The organism is uncultured Aquimarina sp. (assembly GCF_947492965.1).
GTDB lineage: Bacteria > Bacteroidota > Bacteroidia > Flavobacteriales > Flavobacteriaceae > Aquimarina.
Genome location: NZ_CANLOZ010000004.1, coordinates 343807 through 360837 on the forward strand (window position 1 = coordinate 343807; position 17031 = coordinate 360837).

15 protein-coding genes are annotated in these 17031 nt (G+C 32.5%); 4 read left to right on the top strand and 11 right to left on the bottom strand.

The window, feature by feature from the left end; all coding sequences use genetic code 11:
* The first annotated feature begins 1 nt into the window (after position 1).
* Genes Q1B37_RS12745 through Q1B37_RS12760 form a run of 4 tightly spaced genes read left to right on the top strand, consistent with a single transcriptional unit; the run spans position 2 to position 4858 of the window.
* Positions 2 to 1021: an endonuclease/exonuclease/phosphatase family protein gene (locus Q1B37_RS12745; RefSeq protein ID WP_299606984.1), complete on the top strand. Its 1020-nt coding sequence runs from the start codon at positions 2 to 4 to the stop codon at positions 1019 to 1021.
* 42 nt (positions 1022 to 1063) lie between these two features.
* Positions 1064 to 2377: an AAA family ATPase gene (locus Q1B37_RS12750; protein WP_299899101.1), complete on the top strand. Its 1314-nt coding sequence runs from the start codon at positions 1064 to 1066 to the stop codon at positions 2375 to 2377.
* Complete coding sequence (locus tag Q1B37_RS12755; RefSeq protein WP_299899102.1) at positions 2378 to 3607, top strand: tetratricopeptide repeat protein; 1230 nt, start codon at positions 2378 to 2380, stop codon at positions 3605 to 3607.
* A gap of 3 nt (positions 3608 to 3610) precedes the next feature.
* Positions 3611 to 4858, top strand: a complete 1248-nt coding sequence (locus Q1B37_RS12760; RefSeq protein ID WP_299899103.1) for a tetratricopeptide repeat protein — start codon at positions 3611 to 3613, stop codon at positions 4856 to 4858.
* Positions 4859 to 4935: 77 nt separating this feature from the next.
* On the opposite strand, the gene Q1B37_RS12765 is transcribed toward Q1B37_RS12760, so the two are convergent.
* From Q1B37_RS12765 to Q1B37_RS12815, 11 genes are all read right to left on the bottom strand, one after another.
* Entirely contained in the window at positions 4936 to 5709 is a 774-nt protein-coding gene (locus Q1B37_RS12765) for a M949_RS01915 family surface polysaccharide biosynthesis protein (RefSeq protein WP_299899105.1), read from the bottom strand.
* Positions 5710 to 5784: 75 nt separating this feature from the next.
* Positions 5785 to 6093 (bottom strand): DUF6122 family protein, encoded by a 309-nt coding sequence (locus Q1B37_RS12770; protein WP_299899106.1) that lies wholly within the window; start codon positions 6091 to 6093, stop codon positions 5785 to 5787.
* Positions 6093 to 6725, bottom strand: coding sequence for a WbqC family protein (locus tag Q1B37_RS12775; RefSeq protein ID WP_299899107.1), 633 nt, complete (start codon positions 6723 to 6725; stop codon positions 6093 to 6095). The genes Q1B37_RS12770 and Q1B37_RS12775 overlap by 1 nt, the downstream gene beginning before the upstream one ends.
* Positions 6726 to 6777: 52 nt before the next feature.
* Positions 6778 to 8349: a signal peptidase I gene (lepB, locus tag Q1B37_RS12780; RefSeq protein WP_299899109.1), complete on the bottom strand. Its 1572-nt coding sequence runs from the start codon at positions 8347 to 8349 to the stop codon at positions 6778 to 6780.
* 64 nt (positions 8350 to 8413) lie between these two features.
* Entirely contained in the window at positions 8414 to 9112 is a 699-nt protein-coding gene (gene dapB / locus Q1B37_RS12785; RefSeq protein WP_299899111.1) for a 4-hydroxy-tetrahydrodipicolinate reductase, read from the bottom strand.
* Between the two features lie 29 nt (positions 9113 to 9141).
* Complete coding sequence (locus Q1B37_RS12790; protein WP_299899113.1) at positions 9142 to 9753, bottom strand: DUF5683 domain-containing protein; 612 nt, start codon at positions 9751 to 9753, stop codon at positions 9142 to 9144.
* Positions 9743 to 10648, bottom strand: a complete 906-nt coding sequence (locus Q1B37_RS12795) for a ParB/RepB/Spo0J family partition protein (protein ID WP_299606998.1) — start codon at positions 10646 to 10648, stop codon at positions 9743 to 9745. The genes Q1B37_RS12790 and Q1B37_RS12795 overlap by 11 nt, the downstream gene beginning before the upstream one ends.
* Before the next feature lie 6 nt (positions 10649 to 10654).
* Complete coding sequence (locus tag Q1B37_RS12800; protein WP_299606999.1) at positions 10655 to 11419, bottom strand: AAA family ATPase; 765 nt, start codon at positions 11417 to 11419, stop codon at positions 10655 to 10657.
* 132 nt (positions 11420 to 11551) lie between these two features.
* Positions 11552 to 12763 (bottom strand): hypothetical protein, encoded by a 1212-nt coding sequence (locus Q1B37_RS12805; RefSeq protein ID WP_299899114.1) that lies wholly within the window; start codon positions 12761 to 12763, stop codon positions 11552 to 11554.
* A 141-nt stretch (positions 12764 to 12904) separates the two neighbouring features.
* Positions 12905 to 15772, bottom strand: coding sequence for a pitrilysin family protein (locus Q1B37_RS12810; protein WP_299899116.1), 2868 nt, complete (start codon positions 15770 to 15772; stop codon positions 12905 to 12907).
* A gap of 284 nt (positions 15773 to 16056) precedes the next feature.
* Positions 16057 to 16938 carry an SDR family oxidoreductase gene (locus Q1B37_RS12815; RefSeq protein WP_299607004.1) on the bottom strand — a complete coding sequence of 294 codons (882 nt, stop codon included), beginning with the start codon at positions 16936 to 16938 and terminating at the stop codon, positions 16057 to 16059.
* Between the last annotated feature and the right edge of the window lie 93 nt (positions 16939 to 17031).

Here is a 17031-nt window from a genome sequence, read left to right on the forward strand (position 1 = left end):
TATGAGAAAGGTAGTTAATAAGATTATATTCTTTATTAATTCTTTGGTGGCTTTCGCTCTGCTAATGTCTTATTTACTTCCTTATGTATCCCCACAGACCTTTCCCTTATTATCTGTTCTAAGCTTAGCAGTACCTATTTTAATAGTGGTTAACGTATTGTTCTTTTTATATTGGGCAATATTGTTTAAACGTAAGATGTTGTTATCATTAATAGTTTTATTGTTAGGGATTTCGCATGTTACTTCCTTATATAGATTAAGAGGTAAAAGCTTAGCCGAAGATACCAAGGATACACTTTCGTTATTAACTTTTAATGTTCATGTATTTAATAGATTTAAATGGATAGATTCTGAAGAGATTCCTAAAGATATTTCCGAGTTTATTAAAAAAGAGAATCCAGATATTTTTTGTGTACAAGAGTTTTATAACAATCCCAACATAGATTTTAAGCAATATCCTTATAAATACGATTACTTTCATCATCGAAGTCAGGAATTAGCATTGGTTATATTTTCTAAATATCCTTTCGCAAAAAAAGGATCTTTAAATTTCGAGAATACTGCTAATAATGTAATTTTTGCGGATGTAATCACTCCAACTGATACCGTAAGAGTTTACAATGTTCATTTGCAATCTCATGGTATTAGTTCTAAGACCGATGATCTTACAAAAGCAGACTCTCAAAAATTATTAAAACGAATTCAAACGTCTTTTAAAAAGCAGCAAAGTCAAACAGAGCAGTTAATTGCGCATTTAAAATCATCTCCTTACAGAAATATTGTGATGGGTGATTTTAATAATACTGCTTATTCTTATATTTATGACAAGATCAAATCTGAAGATTTACAAGATACTTTTAAGGAAGCTGGTAGGGGGTTTGGAAAAACATTTAACTTCGAGTTATTTCCTGCTAGAATTGATTTTATTCTAGTACCAGATGACGCAGAAGTGATCAGTTTTAAAAGTTATGATGTAGAACTTTCAGACCATTATCCAATCTATTCAAAGATTAAACTTTAATTTTGATTTTAAAACAAAAAAATAGGAGAAATAATATGTACTATGAGTAATGATTTTATAGATGATCTTTTGGAAGCACTTTCTTTTTCCCCAGATAATATTCCTCTTAGGTTAAGAATAGCAAAATCCTATTTCGATAGAAGTGAATACCAAAAATCCGAAGAACAGTACTTGGAGGTTCTTAAATTGGACGGAAATTCTATCGATGCAAAGTTTGGGCTATCCAAATGCTATTTTAGGCTTAAAAAGACAGCTCCTGCAGAGATTATTTTAGAGGAACTTATTGAGTTAAATTCTTCAAATATAGAATATTTAGAGTTGTTGTGTTACTGCCAGTTGGAGGATGGTAATATTAACGAAGCCAAAGAGACCTATCAGCAGATTCTTATTTTTGACACGTCATATAAAAATGCGGACTTTGATAGCGTATTAAGAATGCAAACTGTAAATGATAAGGAAGATACATCGGTAGATGAAGACGCAATCAAGTTTCTAAAAAAGCCAACAGTCAATTTTTTGGATGTCGGAGGTATGAATGATGTTAAAGAACAGATTTCTCTGAAAATAATTAAACCTTTAGAACATAAAGAACTATACAAAGCCTATGGAAAAAAGATAGGAGGAGGTATTCTTCTGTATGGTCCTCCAGGTTGTGGTAAAACGCATCTAGCCCGAGCCACTGCTGGCGAGATAAATGCTAATTTTATCAGTATAGGGATAAATGATATTTTGGATATGTGGGTGGGTAGTAGTGAACAAAACCTTCATGAAATATTTGAAACTGCAAGAAGTAATAAACCTTGCGTGATTTTTATTGATGAAATAGATGCTCTTGGTGCCAACAGGAGTGATATGAATAAATCTGCGGGTAGAAATGTAATCAATCAATTTTTGGCAGAACTAGATGGTATTGATAGTGATAATGACGGAATTTTGGTATTAGGAGCTACCAATACTCCATGGCATTTAGATCCAGCATTCAGACGTCCAGGAAGATTTGATCGAATAATCTTTGTAGCGCCACCTGATCATGCTGCAAAAATTGCAATTTATGAGATCATGCTTAAGGATAAGCCTGTAGAAAGTATCGATTATAAAGCTTTGGCTAAAGCAGCTAAGGATTTTTCAGGAGCCGATATCCAAGCTTCTATAGATGTGGCGATAGAAGAAAAATTGATGCAATCCTTTAGTGATGGTATTCCTAAACCAATTAGTACGAAGGATTTGTTAAAAGCAATAAAAAGCGTAAAGCCTAGTACCAAAGAATGGTTTACTACCTCTAAGAATTATGCGCTATACGCGAACGATTCTGGCTTGTATGACGAAATATTATCGTACCTAAAAATAAGAAAGTAAATGGAGAATGTTTTTTTTGAAAGAGGTTCTCAACTTTTTCAAATAGGGAAGTTCGATAAAGCATTACAATCATTACAAGAAGGCTTACAATCGGATCCGGATAATTATTGGGCGAAAAGTTTACTCGTAAGGTGCTATTTAGAATTAGATGATTTTGATAAAGGGGAGAAGTTAAATGAGCTTTTGATATCACAGTATCCAAATGAGGATGAATTGTTTTATAATAAAGCCGTCATAAAATGGCATCAGGAAAAAAAAGAACAGGCGTTACAAGCAATTAACGAGGCTATCTCCTTGGATCCTTATAATCCCGATTATTTTGGCTATAAAGGACTAATGCTTTTGGAATCAAAAGACTATTCAAAAAGTCTAGATTGTGCAAACGAAGGTTTAGCTTTACATCCTAATAATGTTTTGTGTCTTAATGTTAGAGCGCAGACTTTAGTGAAACTAAATAGAAAAGAAGAGGCTCAGGAAACAGTAGAGAATACGTTACATCAGGATCCAGAAGGAAGTTTTTCTCATGCAAGTGTTGGTTGGGTACACTTAGAGCAAGGTGATCATAAAAAGGCGATGCATCATTTTAAAGAATCACTAAAGAATGATCCTAACTCCAGATATGCAAAAGATGGTATGTTAGAATCTATAAAAGCTAAAAACTTTGTGTATAGGCTTTTTCTGAAGTATGCTTTCTGGGTGTCGAATATGAAAGAAGGCAATCAATGGGCTTTTATTATCGGGCTTTATATTGCTTATCGGGTAGTTGTATTTTTATTAAGTAAAACGGAATATCCGTATGTAGCATATTTTGTTATTGTGCCTTATTTGTTATTTGCACTTGGTGGATGGATCATAGGCCCCTTATCAAATGCAATATTACTGTTGAATCCTAACGGCAAATATTTGTTAGAAACTAAAGATAGAGTATCAGGAATACTGTTTGCCATTTTATCCGGTTTGAGTGTTATTAGTTTTTTGATATTCTTTATATCCAAGGATGAATATTGGTTTTTATTCGGTATTTCATCGGTTTGCTCGGTAATTCCGATATCTATGTCGGCTTTGATCGAGAAAAAATCTTCTAGATATATTAGTTATTTAATAGGATTTGCTATTTTATTTTCTGGTACAGTGGGCTCTCTTTTTACAGAATCTATTACAGTTCCAATGATGATTTCTATTTTTGGTTTGGTAGGCTATAGTTGGATAGGAAATTTTCTTAAGAAATAACTTTTGAATCCATTAAAGAAAGGAAAAATATTATTTGATTTAGGTAGATATGAGGAAGCTATAGATTTTTTTAAAGCTACCCTTCAGATATTGCCTGATGCTTATATTGCTAAGTACCTCATAGGACTTTCTTATCATAATCTCGAAAAAAATGAACAGGCACATTCTATAGCAGAAGAACTAATAAGTAGTGAACCTGATCAATATTATGGATATTATCTAAAATCAAGTATTTTAATACGAAAAAAAAATTATACTCTAGCGCTTCATTTCATAGATGAAGGTTTAAGATTAACTCCTACTGAAGTATTACTGCTTAATGAAAAGGCATATATTTTAATGAGACTTAATAGACTGGATGCATCTTTTGAAGTAGTGAAGCAATCACTTAAAATAGAGCCAAGAAATTCAGATACACTTAATTTAAAAGCAAAACTTTTATCTAGAAAAAAATACAAAAGAGGTGAAACCATAAGAGCTATAAGAAGTTCACTGGAGATTTCTCCTGATGATGAAGGTACTCATCGAGCGGCGGCAGTTGTAAACTTAAGACTTGGTAATCTCAAGGCCTCCAAAGAGCACATCATAGAAGCGCTTAGAAAGGATCCTGCGGATAGAGATGTTTTGAAGTTTTTATTTCATATTGAAGTTCTTGAGCATAGATTTTATAATTTTTTTCAGAAAATAGATGATTATTGTAAAGGTCCTAATAAGTGGTCAATAGCATCATTATTTCTTCTTTTTTTAGGTGGTATTACTCTGTTTTTATTAATAAATAACGATTATAGTATTTTGCATTTTGCACCAGCTTTGTCCATACTAATTGTTGGGAGCATTTATGGGTATTTTTTAGACCCTATACACGGGTTATTATTTTATCTTAAAAAAGATAGAAGAAGGTTTCTTAGTCTTTCAGAAAAAATGAATGCAGTTACCTTTTTACTTTTGTCATTTTTGTTATTTGTGTTTCCAATGATTCATAGTTTTTACCCAAAATATGACTGGTCTTTTAGTTGGGCGATTATAATTGCAGTGCTATTTAATATCTTATCAAGATTTTTTTTAGACTTAGATTATATTGCTAGAACATTATTTAAGTCAATAGCATTAATAACAGTTATTACAGTTTTTTTAACTCACAATATTTTAGAGGATGATCTTAAGTTTGGTATCTTCTTTGTTATTTGTGGTATTTATTATCCACTATATTTTTTTATTATGGCTTGGCAAGGATATCTTACGGACGCATAAATAGTATAGCATTGTAAAGTCAATTAAATCAGCATAATATTTTAATACAGGAATAACGACATTGCCAAATTTAAGTGCTAGTTTCCTAATCGGACAGCCTGATTTTCCATACTTTTCTCCCAGCCATCTGCAAATACAGCATGGCCGTTTTTAACCATATTTCTCATAGTTTCTTTTACAGCTTCTTGTATAGGGGCTGGAAATGTATAAAGTTTCTTATTAATCTTTGTAATTCGACCATCCGCAATTTCACTATTTTGATGTTTGATCGTTATTCTACTTTTGTTGTGATATGCTAAAATCCGTACTCTACCATCCACATAGTTGTTATCAGTTGTCGTACCGTACACAATGATTGGGTCCACTGATCCGTCTCCATCATAATCAAACAATTGCGAGTATTGATTCCAGAAACCGATAGAAGTTTCCCATTGATCATCAATTTCTCCTTTTATTGTAGATCTCTTTTTAAATTTGTTATTATCCACTCGAACGCTCATAGCGTAAATATTATCATACAGAGTATCGTTTTTCTCATTTATATTTTTAACATGATCGGTTAGAAGAAAATAGTATACTCCAGATTTATCATTATAAGAATATGCTTGGTATAGTTCATTAGAAATGCCTAATTGAATTTGTCTGGTTGTATTAAACTTAGCATTCATCTCTTTCTTAGGTAATTTTCTTACTAAAAAAGTATCAATAGCTATCGAACCATATTTTTCAATAGGAAGTGCATTTGTTGCTGCTGTAGCATCAGATTTTGAAGAGTTTTCATCAGCTTCTTTTTTTTTGTTTCCACAAGAAATAAAAAATAAGATGGTAACAATGAGTAAAAATTTATTCATAGATATAAGGGGGATTATAAAATTGATTACAATGTATTCTGTATTAAAATTAAAAAATATTTTCTAATTATAACTTTATATCATCTGGCAATCAACGAAATCTGTAATAATATGCCATAATAAAGCAATACCAAAGATTCTAGTTCTTTTGAAAAATAGTAAAATACCGTAGAAAATTATAGCGTATATATTATGCAAAAAATGAAAACCAACACTACATCGATTAGGATCAAAAATGGGATTTGCTGCTAAATGATCAAGGTCTATGAGCATTGCAGAAAGAAAAATAAGATACACTGATTTCCATTTTTGAGGATAAAAAACAAAAGCAATCCCAAAAGGGATGATGAAATGAAAACCATAATGTATCATAAAACGATACATCAATAAATCATTTGATTTTCTAAATATGTAATAGCATTGGTACCTTCATTGAATAATAAATCCAAAATAGAAAGATTAGAGATAAATCCATGCTTTTCTGAAAATACCTGAATATACGATGATAATGCATGGTGCTTGTCTTTTTTGGCATTGACAAGAGCCCTCTGGTCGTTTAAGTCGTCACCATATTCTTTTAGAAAAGCTGTGGTCTTAGAATAGTCTGCTTCTAATTGTAAACAATCGTTAACTGCTTCCATGCACTCATAATTGAAATCTAAAAGGTAATCTTTCTTTTTTTCAAAAAGAGGGATCAGTTCATCTTCATAATACTCGAAAAAAGGAGAGGTTCTATATGCTGTTTGTATGGATTTCCAATGCAGTGACTGCCATTGAAATTCATTTTCTATTCTTACATCTCTATACAATTGTTTACCATTACTGTGTTTGCCAGTGTGTTTGATCGGTATGGTTAATAGTAGTTTACCATTTGCTCCATAAATATACGTTCTATTGCGATACGTTTGTTTTTGGTAGTTATCATAGTCTTCAAAAATAACAGTATCATTTTGAGCCATGGCAGCATACTGTGCAATAGATCCAAAATACATGGGATGTAGTAGAACAGTTTTCAAGATTGTGAACTTAAGTTTTTTAATAAATAGTCAGTAGTTATATAAATAGCAATTACGATGCTTTTTTTCTTTTTCTATACTGACTAAATCCAATCCAACCCACTAATGCAATTAAGAAATAATAGAAATAAGATACTGGTTCGCCATTACCACCTACAGTAGTAAATAAGCGTTTCCATCTTATTTTATTTAAAAATCCTTTCGCATTACTATCCCAGCTCATCCATACGAATACTGGTTTCCCTACCACATGATTTGCAGGGACATATCCCCAAACTCTACTATCTTCACTATTATGACGATTATCTCCCATCATCCAATAGTAATCTTGTTTAAAGGTGTAACTATCAATAGGATTTCCGTTAAGTAGTATTTGAGATCCTTTTACGGTTAGTTTGTTCTCAATTCCCATTTCAGAACCTTCATAAACTTCTATAATTCTTCGGTATAATGAAAAACTCTTTAGGTCTATCTTTACCGTTTTCCCCTCTTCAGGAATATAAATAGGACCGAAGTTATCGTTATTCCAGTTTACTTTTCCATTATTAGGGAAGATACCAGGATCTTTTTCTCCTTTAGGTTGTATTCTTCTTTTTAATTCAGAAACTCCTGGCTTATTTTTGAACTTTTCAGCATTTTCCTCTGTCAAGAATACAAAAGGGCGCTGCAAATCTCCGTCAAAACCAATTTCACCAGGTTTTATTTTATAACGATCATATAACACATCTTGGGTAAAATCACCTCCTTTTTTCTTAAAAGAATATGTAAACTGAATATCCGCTCGATCAGGTAATTCGGTTTGTTCTCCATTTATATGCACATATCCATCTACTACAGATAACGAATCACCAGGCACGCCTACACACCGTTTTACATAATTAGACTTTTTATCTATAGGTTTATAAACATGAATTCCAGAAGGGTCTCTAAAGAATCGTACTGTGTCCACTGGCCAGCTGAATACTACAATATCATTACGTTTAATTTTCTGAAAACCTGGTAGTCTAAAATATGGATATTGAATATCGCTATTGTAGGATTTAGTTTTGACTAACGGTATCGTATCATGCACCATAGGAAATGAAACCGATGTCATAGGTGTTCTGGCACCGTAATGAAATTTACTTACGAATAAGAAGTCTCCTACTAATAAAGTTCTTTCTAAAGAGCCAGTTGGTATGGTATAGGGTTGCATGAAATAGGTGTGTACCAAGGTTGCTGCTACAACCGCGAATAGAATAGAACTAATCCATTCTCCCGTTCCTGTTTTGGGTTTCAAGTCTCTATCTGGAATGTGAGTTACATCGAGCATATAATTCACATAATAGATGTAAAATCCTAAAGTAACTATTACCAATATCGTATCCGCGGTAGTATTTTTTCCAAAACTCCTAATAGTTTCTACCCAGATAACAGGTAGCATAATTACATTAATTACAGGAATAAACAATAAAATTACCCACCACCAAGGACGATTAATTATTTTCATTAGTACCACAGCGTTGTAAACAGGTACACCTGCTTCCCAAGCTTTCCTTCCTGCTTTAACATATAATTTCCAAGTTCCCAAGAAGTGTATTACTTGGATAGCAAGGAAAAAAATAAACCATTCCGATAGTGTCATTCTATGTGTTTTTTTAGTATAAGTATAAGTAACACAAAAAGTGTTACACTTTTTGTTAGTTTAGTTATATTCCTAAAACGTCTTTCATTCCATAAACGCCCGTTTTACCCACAAGCCATTCTGCTGCAATTACAGCACCTAAAGCAAATCCCTGACGATTATGAGCGGTGTGTTTAATTTCAATATCATCAACGGCTGATGTGTAGGTTACAGTATGAGTTCCTGGAACATTTTCTATTCTTTTTGCAACGATAGGAATTGTTTTGTCATTACCTTGGTCTAATTGCCAATTAGTTTTAGCACTATTTTCTATGATTCCTTCTGCTAATGTTATTGCAGTACCACTTGGTGCATCAAGTTTTTGGGTATGATGAATTTCTTCCATATGAATATTGTATCCTTCTATAGGATGCATCATCTTGGCAAGTTTTTTATTCAATTCAAAAAATAGATTTACTCCAAGACTATAATTAGAGGCGTAAATAAAGCCTCCATTTTTTTCTTTACATAAGCTAATAATTTCATCATAATGATCTAACCATCCGGTAGTTCCGGAAACGATTGGAACACCTGCTGTGAAACATTTGGTGATATTATCAACAGCAGCTGAAGGTATGCTAAAATCAATAGCGATATCAGCAACAGATATATCATACTCGGTATCATCTTTGTCTACGGTAAGTACAATGTTATGACCTCTTTCGGTCGCAATTTTTTCAATGGTTTTACCCATCTTACCATATCCTAAAAGAGCAATATTCATATTTTTGGTGGTTGTATTCTAATTAAAATCTAAAAACTATAATTTAATGACATTCCATAGCTTGGTGTGTAATCAAATTCGTTAATATTTATTTTGGGTTGAAAAGTTAGGTCCTTTGAAACATTGAATTGTTGCAAATGCGCAGTTACATTAGCATCTATAATGTTTAATACATACAGACCTGCGGTAATTAATATTGATAATTCTTGATCCCTTCTAAACCTACGTTGTCGATCAATTAACTGTTCATCGGTTAGGACACTTAATCTATTGTTTGGATCGTCAGGGATTCCTGCTAACCTTCCTTTATAAAAATCTCGGGCTTCTAGATACAGATTATTATTAAAGGTGTAAAAGTAGATACCAGCTCCTAAGGCTCCATACACAATAGGAATTTTCCAATACTTTCCTGTATATGCTTGACCTAAACCTGGTAATACGGCAGAATAAAAAGCAGCTCTTGCTGGAGCAAGAGGTTCGTAAGGTTTAATTTTTTTATTTCTTTTTCTCTTTTTTTTAACAGCAACTTCTTCAGTAACTACTTTTAGCTCTTCGTTTTCATTTTCATCTTTCTCTTGAGCGAAAACGCTATGAATACAAAAGCATAGGAATAAAACGATATAAATGGATTTAATTTTCACTATCAATAAGTTTCTTTAGGCGTTTAAAATCTTCTTCAGAAGAAAACGGGATGATTAATTTCCCTCGTCCGTTACTGGAAACTTTAACATCTATTTTAGCTCCAAAATATTCCGAAAAATCTTTAATTCCTTTTAAGATATATTGAGGCGCCTTTTGTTCAGTTTTTTCAGTAGCAGGTTTTTCTTCCTTGTTGTTTAAAGACCTAACTAATTTTTCAGTGTTACGGACTGATAAAGAATCTCCAATAATTTTTTCGTAGATATCTAATTGTTGTTGTTTGCTTTCTACATTTATTAAAGCTCTTCCGTGACCCATTGAGATAAAACCATCTCTAATACCAGTTTGTACAATAGGATCTAATTTTAGTAGTCTTAGGTAATTAGCAATAGTTGATCTCTTTTTACCTACACGATCACTTAATTGTTCTTGAGTTAGCTTAATTTCATCTATTAATCTTTGATATGATAATGCAATCTCTATGGGATCTAAATCCTGACGCTGAATGTTTTCAACCAGTGCCATGGTAAGAGATTCCTGATCGTCAGCAATACGAATGTAAGCTGGTATTGTTTTTAATCCTACTAATTTAGAAGCACGAAAACGTCTTTCACCACTGACTAATTGGTATTTGTCGAAATCTAATTTACGAACTGTTATTGGTTGAATTACACCAATTTCTTTGATGGAGGTAGCTAGTTCCTGTAGTGTTTCGTCATTAAAACTTGTACGTGGTTGGAAAGGATTTACATCAATACTTCCCAAATCTAATTCTATAATATTTCCAACAACTTTATCAGCATTTTTATCATCTGCTGATTTTATATCATTTTCAGGATCTTTCAATAAAGCTGATAATCCTCTTCCTAAAGCCTGTTTTTTCGTTGCCTTCGCCATAAATCCTTAACTATTTTTCTTTATAATCTCGTGCGCCAAACTTAAATAATTACTTGCTCCTTTACTAGCAGCATCATAATTAATTATACTCTCACCATAACTTGGGGCTTCACTTAAACGTATATTTCTCTGAATGATTGTTTTAAATACCATTTCATTGAAATGCTTTTGCACTTCTTCAACAACTTGATTAGATAAACGTAATCTAGAATCATACATGGTTAATAACAATCCTTCGATATCAAGTTGTTCATTATGAATTTTTTGAACACTTTTAATCGTGTTTAATAATTTACCTAATCCCTCAAGCGCAAAATATTCACATTGGATAGGAATAATTACCGAATCTGAAGCTGTAAGTGCATTTAGCGTTAAAAGACCTAATGAAGGAGCGCAATCGATTAAAATATAATCATATTCCGACTTTAAGTCATTTACAGCTTTTTTAAGCATATATTCTCTTTCATCCTTATCCACCAATTCAATTTCAATAGCAACCAGATCGATATGAGCTGGTATAATATCTACATTCGGAGAAGTGGTTTCTAATACAGCTTCAGAAGGATTGATAGTATGTTCGAGGATTTGATAGGTTCCTTTTTCGATACTTTCAACATCTAACCCTAATCCAGATGTAGCATTCGCTTGTGGATCGGCGTCTATTAGTAACACTTTTTTCTCTAGTACTCCTAGAGAAGCTGCTAAATTTACAGAGGTGGTTGTTTTACCAACACCACCCTTTTGATTGGCAATCGCTATTATTTTACCCATAGGGGGAGATTTGGATTTTAAGCGATAAAAATACAATTAATTATACATTATAAAAATGAAAAATGTTAACAGTGTTTAATAAAAAAAGACCGTCTTTTGGAACGGCCTTCTATATAAGCGATTAATCAAAGTTTATAGATCGAAACTATATCCAGTTTTTACATAAAAAGTATTAGTAGCATATGACGCTCCAAAATAGTCTAAGAAATCTCCAATTCTTTCATAACCTAACTTGATAAGGATATTATTTTTTGATGTTACAGCATATGAAGTACTAAATTCTATTGCAAATCCTGAAGAAGCACTAGAAATAGGTATTTCGAAATCTTCATATAAATATTCTTCAACACCTTCATTATCAATTCTTAGATAAGCACTGTCTTTATTTAGTAATCTACTATTTATATAGAATATCCCCAGACTAGGATTTAATTTTCTCTTGGACTTGTTTAGATTGTAGTGTATTCCAAGCTTAATATTTATTGTTTTAGGATTTATTTTTGTAGTTCTGTAATTACCAATAAGAACGTCGTTATTTCTGAAATAAGCAGTTTCGGAATTTACAGAATTGTATGAAATTCCAGTGGATAAGGATGTTCTAGAATTAAATATAGTGGGAGTATAGACATAGGTAAGACCAACAGTAGGGGAAAAAGAGTTATCGAAGTCTTTTCCTCGGACACGGTCTCCTTTTTCTCTAATCGAAGTGAAATTTATCCCTGCTTCAATAAAAATGGTGTGATAGTCAGTTCTGTTTAGTCTTTCAGATGTAAAAGACACTTCACTTACACAATTATTGTATGTTGTAAATGCTTTGGATAAACTACTTAATGTTAATCTTATTTGATTTGTTTTACCATTCATTTCTGTGCAATCATTAAACTCAAAGTTTAATATTCCTACGTATCGTTTCAGTTGGAACTGTCCTTTTTGTAGATCTCCTTCATTTCTGGTTATGATATCTAATTCCTTTAAACCAGACTTTTCAGATTTTAGAAAATACCTATTATCTCTATTTTCGTCTTTATAAAGCAAAAGGTTCGCTTTTCCCTCGATTATTACCTCCATAAAGATTGCTTTTAAACCTAGCTTTTCGGAGATTACTTTTTTATTTACATTATCAAGTTTGTAAGAATTAATTTGGTTGGGGGTGAATTGTGTTAGCTCACTATTTACTGATTCTTTATAAAAAACTTTATTTGTATTGGTTTCATTTAGAAATTGAATTAATCCTTTTTTTTCTTGACCATTTTTAAGTTGGATTATTCCTGGTTCAAACTCATTTTGACCAAAAATCATTGAACTCATTAAGAGAATAGTTACTATTACAATAGTATTTTTCATGTTGTTTTGTTTATCATTTCCTTTTAGTGTCACTATTGTTGATTTTGTTACTTCAAAAAATGATGTTTTTATAAAGAAATAGAAAAAGAAAAAGGCCATCAGTTGTAACTGATGACCTTGTGGATGATTAATAGGTGAAATTTATTTTTTTTCGGGCATCAACACTCCCAGGATATATCCTGCATCTACATATTTTTTAGCAACATCCTGAATGTCTTTTTGTGTTAATTTCTCAACGGCCTCTGTATAACTTTCTTTACTTTCAAATGGGATTTTATTGTAATCCGCATTTTGTAAGTTAGACAGCCAAAAAGAATTTTGTTTGCTACTTTCTTTATAATCCAATAATCTAGATTCTTTGATTTTCGCTAGGTCTTTTTCAGTTGGTCCATCATTAATGATCTTTTTAACTTCTGCTATGGCAGCATCTGTAAGTTTTGTTACATTTTCAGGCCCACAAGGGAAAGATATAGAAAAACGATATCCACTATATCCACCAGAAGGTCCTATTTTGTACATATTACCTCTGGCACCAACACCATATACTCCACCTTCTTCTTCACGAAGTTTTTCAACTAATTTTATACTAAGAATTTCTCCTAAAGCAGCAATAGAAAGACTTTCCGATTTATTATAAGGTGTTTCTCCTCTCCAAATAATGTTTACCATACTTTTTGGATCAGTTCCTTTATAGATTGTTTTTTCGTGTGCACCAGAAAGAGGTCTAAAATCACTTGTTTTATAGGTTTCTTCTTTTCCAGTGTCTGGTAAACTTCCTATGTATTTCTCTGCATATGACTTTAATTTTTCTTCATCAATGTTTCCGACGAAATAGAAATTGAAACCTCCAGCTCCAGCGAATCGTTCTTTATATTTTTGATAAGCTAAATCGTAATTTGTAGCATCTAGTTTTTCTGCAGTTGGAAATCCTATATACCTTGGATTTTTTCCAAATTGGAACTTTCCAAATTCTTCTCTGAAATAGTTTTGAGGATTAGACAAGTAATTTGCTAAGAAACCTTTTGTTTTTGCTTGATCCGATCTAAAAGCTTTTTCATCTTTATTTACATCCGTAAAGTATAAATGTACTTGTTGGAATAAGGTTTCTAAATCTTTTGGTGTTGTTGATCCGTTAAAACCTTCGGATAATGAGCTAATATAAGGGCGTACTCTCGCTATTTTACCAGCCATCACCTTATTCATGTCATTTAGGGATAACCCTCCCAATCCTGTTTGAGCAATACTTCCTAATCCATGAGCGATTTGAAGATAATCTTCGGTAGAGAATAAAGAGCTTCCTCCGTAACTAAATGCAGAAAACAGAATTTCATCATTTTTAAAATCTGTTTTTTTATAGATGATTTTAGCACCATTATTTAGCGTTAATGTAGTCACATCTAATTCTTTATTGTAATCTGAAGAAACTACTTTGCCAGGTGTAGGTGTTTTTTCTAATAAATTTTCTCTGACCTTTTTGTCTTTATAATCTTCTATAGGAGTATTTTTCACCTCTTCAAGAAGGCTTAATATTTCTTCCTTAGTAACTTTCTTTAGTCCTTCTTTTTCAGGACCTGTCATGACAACAGCACGATTGTCATCATGTATGAAGTTTTTAATAAGACTATTTGCCTCCTTTAATGTAATTGTAGGTAGCTGCTCCATCGTATACTTATATTCCCATTCGATTCCAGGAATAGGTTCCTGTACCAAAAAGTTGTTTATATACTCTCCCACAATTCTGCCTGATTCTCTTTTATCTCTGTCTTTAAACTGTTTTTCCCAACGAGCAACGATATCTTTTTTTGCACGTTCTAACTCTCCTTGTTTAAATCCATATTCTTGAACGCGTTTATTTTCCTGCAAAATAACCTTTAGCGCATTTAATTGTCCAGTTTCTGGAGTCATAGCAAAGGATTGATATGCTTTGCGGTTACGAGCAAAAGTTCCACTATGACTACTAAAAGCAAATACAAAAGGCGGGTTAGGAGTGTTACGTAATTCATCCAAACGATTATTCATCATTTGACTAAAGATGGATTTAATCAATTGATTTCTGTAATCAATTTCATTAGACATTGGAGTGCTTAACTCCTTATCTTTATACATGATTCTAACAATAGAATTAGAGGCTTCTTTGTCAGAAGCAACAGCTATTAGCGTTTCTTCGTGGTTAGGAGTATCAAATACTTCTCTTTTTGGAGGGTTTTCAGGCATTTTAATTCCACCAAAATGATCTTTAATTTTTTTCTCTAATGTCGCAACATCTAGATCTCCTACAGCAACAACTGCCATTAAATCTGGCCTATACCAATCTCTATAAAAACTTCTTACATCTTCATATTTAAAATTTTCTAGTACCTCTTTAGTTCCTATTGGTAAACGTTCGGAATATTTAGAATTATAAGCGATAATTGGCAAGTATTGCTGAAGCATACGTTCTTCCGCTCCTTTTCCTAATCGATATTCTTCTAAAACTACACCTCTTTCTCCATCGATGCCTTCTTCTGTAAGCTCAGCATTGTGAGCCCAATCCTCTATAATTTGAAATCCTTTTTCTAGTTTTTCTGGATCATCACTTGGAATTGGTAAGATATAAACCGTTTGATCAAAACTGGTATATGCATTTAGGTCTGCGCCAAATTTTACTCCAATGGTTTGTAGATAATCTACTAGATCATTTTTTTTGAAGTTTTTAGTGCCGTTAAAATTCATATGCTCCATAAAATGGGCCAATCCTAACTGCTTTTCATTTTCTAAAATGGAACCTGCATTTACAACAAGTCTCAATTCTACTTTATCTTCTGGTTTTCCGTTGTTTCGTATATAGTAGGTTAGACCATTTTCTAATTTCCCAACTTTCACATCAGGATCAACTGGAATTTTGGCATTGTTCTTAAGTTGAGCAGAGGTTTTTAATTCTTTATCTGCCGTTGTTTGAGCTATTCCTAAGAGTGGTAAACACCATAGAAAGACTCCTAAGAATACATTAAAGATTTTTTTTCTAGTCATAGATGATTTGTAAAAAATGAATTAATTAGTTTCAGTAACCGCCTAAAAATAGGAAAACTTTTACAATTCAACTATTTTTTTAGTTGAATGTTTTAGCGATACCTATTTCAAGTTAGAGTGTATGAATTATATTTTTCTCCGATTTAAAGCAGGATGAAAGTTATATAATTCCATTAGTAAGTGTCATTACAAGTCCATTTGTTACCCTCTTTTGTAAATAAAAAAACTGGATATCATTTTCATGGTATCCAGTTTATATCAGATTTTAAAATCTTTACTGCAGTTTATTTGTTCTTTTTAGCACGAATTGCTGCTTCTAGCATATCCCACATTTGTTCAGGAACTTGATCTAATAAGTTAAATTGACCCGCACCTTTCAACCATTCACCACCATCTAACGTGATGACTTCACCATTTACATAAGCCGAGAAATCAGAAACTAAATAGGCAGCTAAGTTTGCTAATTCTTGATGTTCTCCTAGACGCTGTAAAGGTACCTTTTTTGATAAATCAAATTTATCTTTCATGTCACCTGGTAATAATCGGTCCCAAGCACCTTTGGTTGGGAAGGGGCCTGGTGCAATAGCATTAAATCTCATTCCGTATTTTGCCCATTCTACTGCCAGAGATCTTGTCATAGCAAGAACTCCAGCTTTGGCGGTTGCACTTGGTACAACATATGCAGATCCTGTCCAAGCGTACGTAGTAACAATGTTCAGTACATTAGTATTCTCATATTTTGTGTCAATCCAGTGTTTACCAAAGGCAAGCGTACAGTTTTTAGTTCCTTTTAAAACAATATCTATGATAGTGTCAAAAGCATTAGCTGAAAGACGCTCTGTAGGAGAAATGAAGTTTCCGGCAGCATTGTTTAAAAGAATGTCTACGGTTCCAAAAGCTTCAATAACCTGATTTTTCATGTTTTCTACCTGATCATAATGTCTTACATCACATTGTAGTGGTAGACAAGTTCCTCCTGTCTCTGCTTCGAGCTCTTTTGCTGTTCCTTGTAATTTTTCTAGATTACGTGATGTGATAGCAACTTTAGCTCCTAGTTCCATAAAATATTTTGTCATAGATTTTCCAAGTCCACTACCACCACCGGTAACAACAATATTTTTTCCTTCTAGCGCTCCATCTCGAAGCATTTTATCAGTATAGCTCATATATCTTTGAATTATTATATCAGAATTTTGCTGAAAGTTACAATTTATATTTAAAGTATTATGCATGCATAATACTTTAAATATACAAACATC

What these genes read in the sequence shown, in the direction of transcription:
- Q1B37_RS12745 (WP_299606984.1), top strand. Translation starts at nt 2, where the DNA reads ATGAGAAAGGTAGTTAATAAGATTATATTCTTTATTAATTCTTTGGTG.
- Q1B37_RS12750 (WP_299899101.1), top strand. Translation starts at nt 1,064, where the DNA reads ATGAGTAATGATTTTATAGATGATCTTTTGGAAGCACTTTCTTTTTCC.
- Q1B37_RS12755 (WP_299899102.1), top strand. Translation starts at nt 2,378, where the DNA reads ATGGAGAATGTTTTTTTTGAAAGAGGTTCTCAACTTTTTCAAATAGGG.
- Q1B37_RS12765 (WP_299899105.1), bottom strand. Translation starts at nt 5,709, where the DNA reads ATGAATAAATTTTTACTCATTGTTACCATCTTATTTTTTATTTCTTGT.
- Q1B37_RS12770 (WP_299899106.1), bottom strand. Translation starts at nt 6,093, where the DNA reads ATGTATCGTTTTATGATACATTATGGTTTTCATTTCATCATCCCTTTT.
- lepB (WP_299899109.1), bottom strand. Translation starts at nt 8,349, where the DNA reads ATGACACTATCGGAATGGTTTATTTTTTTCCTTGCTATCCAAGTAATA.
- dapB (WP_299899111.1), bottom strand. Translation starts at nt 9,112, where the DNA reads ATGAATATTGCTCTTTTAGGATATGGTAAGATGGGTAAAACCATTGAA.
- Q1B37_RS12795 (WP_299606998.1), bottom strand. Translation starts at nt 10,648, where the DNA reads ATGGCGAAGGCAACGAAAAAACAGGCTTTAGGAAGAGGATTATCAGCT.
- Q1B37_RS12800 (WP_299606999.1), bottom strand. Translation starts at nt 11,419, where the DNA reads ATGGGTAAAATAATAGCGATTGCCAATCAAAAGGGTGGTGTTGGTAAA.
- Q1B37_RS12805 (WP_299899114.1), bottom strand. Translation starts at nt 12,763, where the DNA reads ATGAAAAATACTATTGTAATAGTAACTATTCTCTTAATGAGTTCAATG.
- Q1B37_RS12810 (WP_299899116.1), bottom strand. Translation starts at nt 15,772, where the DNA reads ATGACTAGAAAAAAAATCTTTAATGTATTCTTAGGAGTCTTTCTATGG.
- Q1B37_RS12815 (WP_299607004.1), bottom strand. Translation starts at nt 16,938, where the DNA reads ATGAGCTATACTGATAAAATGCTTCGAGATGGAGCGCTAGAAGGAAAA.